Genomic DNA, 3,947 nt, shown 5'->3' with positions numbered 1-3,947 from the left:
TTCTCGGCCCGGGCGGAGGGGGCGGGTGCCGCAGCGGTCGGCGTCTCGGCCCCGGGGTCCGGTCCGGGCCGGCGGCGCCGGGCCCGTCGGGCCTGGCGGGCTTCGCGCACCTGCCGGTGGTGGCGGGCCCGGGCGTGGAGCGCCGCGATGCGTTCTGCGGCAAGGGCTGTACGTAGGTCGGAGTACACGCGGTGGTGCGCCTTTCGGTCACGGGAGGTCGCGGTCCGCGCTCATCGCACGGGGCCGGCGTGGGCTACGGCGATCGTCAGCAGCCCGCCGGTGTTCGAGCTCAGCGACAGCCCGGTCACGGTGTAGCTGCCGTCCTCGTGGCGCTCGACGCGCCCGACGTCGATCTCGACCCCGTCCACGTGCAGGTGCTCGCCCGGGTGCAGCGCGTGCCCGGACGCACCGCCGTCGATCTGCACGGCGTAGTGCTCGCCGAGACAGGTCACGATGACCCGGGCCAGGCTGAGCGGTCCGTAGCTGAGCCCGGTTACCTGGGCGTAGGCGAACCCGTCGCCGGCGCCGACCGACTGCGACCACGCCGACATGCCGTTGCTCGCGTGCGGGCCGAGGTAGGCGCGGCGCGGCGCACCGCAGCTCCAGGCCACGCGGGGGCCGAGGTCGACCGGGGTGTCCCACGTGGTCGGCGTGCTGTGCAGGCTCGCTGCCGCGTAGGCGAGCACCCGGGCGGGTGCGAACGCGCCGTCCGCGGCGTTCGGGCCGCGCAGGGTGCTGGCGTGGGCGGTCATGCACGTCCCTTCACGACGGTGCCGGCCCCGCCCGGCGGCGGGGATCTGCGTGGTCTGACGGGCCGCGGCGCACGGAATCCGAGTGCCGCGATGATGGAGTTCCGAATCTCTCCGGTGTCACGGCGCAGAATCTATTGGCGATTCGGAGAACGGGTCAATCAATGCCCGGGCGGCCATATTAAGACGTATTTCTGTGCGCGCAACGGCCTTATTTCGCCTGGCGCAACGAGGCGGGTGCGGCACGCGGCGCCCGCACGCCGCGCCCTCGCTGGATAGCGCCTTGAACAGCCGGTATGGCTGAAAATTGGCCCCTGGCCCGCCGGTTGCGAGAGTGCGCGGCCCGGACTGGAAAGGCGCTGAGCGGGACGCGCTGCTTGGGTTTCACGCGTCCCGTGAAATGAGCCTGGCCGAAAGTGATTTGGGTCACTCCCCTGCGGATGTGCGCAGCTTGACAAGGCTGTCGGGGCGGCCAATGCTGAATCGCCTCGACTATTGTGCGCGGTTTTCCCCGGCACATTCACTCCACATTCCGGAACAGGAGCGGTCATGCCGTACATCCGTCCGGCCGGAGCGGTACGGCGATGGCGGTGACCTCGAGCCCGGCCGGGCGCCCCCCAGGGACCAGGCTGCGGGCGCATCCCGTCCGCGGTCCGCGCGGTGTGCTTCTGACCGGGTTCGGCCTCTGGTACTTCGGCCTGGGCCTGGGCACTCCCCTGACGGCGCTGTACCTGACCAAGGTCGAGCACGTTCCCGTGACGCCGGTCGCCGACTGCCTGTGCGTAGCGGGTTTCGCCTCCATCGCCGCGTGCCCGGCGGCCGGGCGCGCGGCGGACCGCTTCGGCCCGTCCCAGGTGTGCGCGGCGATGATGGGTCTTCAGGCGGCTGCGCGCGCGTGCGTCCTGTTCGGGCACGCCCGCGTGCTGGAGTTCGGGTCGCTGTCCCTGGCCACCTCGTTCGTCCCCGCGATCGTCTCGGTTCGCGGCGCCGTGATCGCGCACCTGGCCGGTGCGGCGCGGGTGCGGTGGGCCGGGATCAACCGCGCGGTGTCCAACCTCTGCTACGGACTCGGCGCCGCCCTCGCGGGAGCCGCGCTCGCCTGCGGCACGGTGCCCGCCTATCGGGCCGAACTCTTGGTGTGCGCGGTCGCGAGCGCCGCCGGCTGCGGCCTGTGCGGGCTGCTGGCGCGACATCCGTCGGCGTCGCAGGACCCGCCTTCACCGCACTGTGCCGGGCGGCGCCGGGCCCTGGCCGACCCCGGTTTCCTCGCGGTTACCGCGACGTGCGGGGGGATCTTGCTGCTGTACAACGACATCCTCGTGTTCGCCGTGCCGTTGTGGGTGGCCCGCGCCACCGCGGCTCCCGGCTGGCTGGTCTCGGCGGCGCTGCTGGTCAACACGCTCGGGGTCGGCGCCCTCCAGCACCCGGCGACCGCCCGGATCACCGGAGTGCGGCGCGGCGCCCGCGCGGCGCTGGCGGCCGGCGCGCTGACCGCGGCCGCCTGCGCGCTGCTGCCCTCCTCGTCCGGCTCCGCAGCGCTCAGGGCCTCGCTCATCGTCGGCGCGGCGGCCGTGTTGCTGACCTCGGCCGAGGTCCTGCAGACCGCCGCGGCCATCGTCCTGTCCTACGACCTGGCGCCGGAGGGCTGCCACGGCGACTACCAGGGCGTGTTCGGGGCCGGATACGCGGCGCTGTCCTGCGTCTCCCCCGCGCTGCTCGGGCTGATCCTGGCCCACCCCCGCCCGGGCTGGTATCTGCTCGCCGCCGCCGTGGGCGCGGCCGGCGCCCCCGTGCCCTTGATCGTCGGGCGCGCTGCGCGCCCAGCCGACGCCCGCACCTCGGAAGGAAGGCCATCACCGTGAGCCGCAACGTCCTGTTCCTGCTCGCCGGATCCCTCGCCCGGCGCCACCACCCGTGGGAGGCGCTCGACCTCGACGGCGGGGACACCGCGCTCGTCATCGTCCCGCCGAACCAGGGGCGCGCCAACGCCCCGGTCCCGGTGCACGTCGCCGACGGGTACTACGACAACGCGGAGGTCGAGGAGATCGCGTTCGACGCGCACGGGCGCCGTGCGTTCACTCACGTGATCGAACTCGCCGAGGACGACGTCGAGCGTTCCGCGCGGCTGCGCGAGGCGTTCGGCCTGGATACCGGCATGACCTCGGACCAGGCGCGCACCGGCCGGGACAAGGTGCTGATGAAGAAGCTGTGGCGGGCCGGCGCGGTGCCCACCGCCTGCTGCGCCGCCCTGCACGAGGCGAGCGATCTGCGGCGCTTCGCCGAGTCCGCGGGGTACCCGGTCGTGGTCAAGCCGCGCTTCGCCGTCGGGCGCGCCGGCGCCGTGCTGCGCGACGACGCGGACCGGCGCTCGTGGCTGGCGGCGAACTGGACCAAGTCGCCGTTCGACCCGCGGGTTCCCGCGTGGATGGTCGAGGAGCAGGTCGACGGCACGCTCCTCCAGGTCGACGCGCTGCTGACCGAGCACGACCTCGAATACCTCTGGCCGAGCCGCGTGGCCGAGCAGCCGCCCGGGCGACACGGTTTACCGGCCTTGACGATCACGACGTGCGATCCCGGCGATCCGGTCGTCTCGCGCGCGCAGGACCTCGCCCGCCGGGCGATCCAGGCGCTGCGGCCGCGCCCGCGCACCGCCATCGTGCACGCGGAGATGCTCCAGCGCACCGGCGACGGCGAACTGCTGATGAGCGAGCTCGCCTGGCGCCCCGGCGGCATGCTCACCCCGTACATGATGCAGGGAGCCTTCGGCGTCGACCCGATCCGCCGGTTCCTCGACGCCGTGCTCGGCCCCGGACGCGCCGCATCCGGGGCCGTGCCGCTGGTGCCCACCAGCATGGCCGGGCAGGTCGGGGTGGCGCACCGGCCCGGGACTATCGCCGCGGTCCACCCCTTCCCGCCGGCGCTGCGTGTGCCGACCAGGATGCTCTACGGCGAGATCGCCGCACAGGAGGGCCGCGCGTACCCGGCCGCCGCGCACCGCGCCGAGCTCGCCGCCAACGCGGTGGTGCTCGGCAAGGATACCGGCGCCGTCACCGCGCGCCAGAAGGCGGTCGCCGCGTACGTCGCCGGCCGCGGGCTGATCTACACGGACGCCGCGATCGCGCCGGAGCCGGCCGGGTGCGGGAGTAAGCCGGTGCGCCGGTGAGCGCGATCGTCCTTGAGCGGCCCGAGGCGCCCACC

The 3,947-nt window shown here is 73.9% G+C and carries 3 protein-coding genes; 2 read left to right on the top strand and 1 reads right to left on the bottom strand.

The genetic code is table 11. From position 1 onward, the window contains the following. Window positions 1–230: 230 nt before the first annotated feature. Window positions 231–752, bottom strand: a complete 522-nt coding sequence (locus tag KDK95_RS34085; RefSeq protein ID WP_212522496.1) for a hypothetical protein — start codon at window positions 750–752, stop codon at window positions 231–233. A gap of 659 nt (window positions 753–1,411) precedes the next feature. On the opposite strand from KDK95_RS34085, the gene KDK95_RS34080 reads away from it, so the two are divergent. Together KDK95_RS34080 and KDK95_RS34075 are read left to right on the top strand one after the other, a co-directional pair. Next, window positions 1,412–2,611, top strand: coding sequence for an MFS transporter (locus KDK95_RS34080; RefSeq protein WP_212522495.1), 1,200 nt, complete (start codon window positions 1,412–1,414; stop codon window positions 2,609–2,611). Further along, window positions 2,608–3,912 (top strand): ATP-grasp domain-containing protein, encoded by a 1,305-nt coding sequence (locus KDK95_RS34075; RefSeq protein WP_212522494.1) that lies wholly within the window; start codon window positions 2,608–2,610, stop codon window positions 3,910–3,912. The genes KDK95_RS34080 and KDK95_RS34075 overlap by 4 nt, the downstream gene beginning before the upstream one ends. Window positions 3,913–3,947: the final 35 nt, after the last annotated feature.

The sequence above is a fragment of the Actinospica acidithermotolerans genome (assembly GCF_018139625.1).
Lineage (GTDB): Bacteria > Actinomycetota > Actinomycetes > Streptomycetales > Catenulisporaceae > Actinospica > Actinospica acidithermotolerans.
The sequence above is the reverse complement of the archived record's forward strand: the minus strand, read 5'-3'. Positions and strand labels throughout refer to the sequence as shown.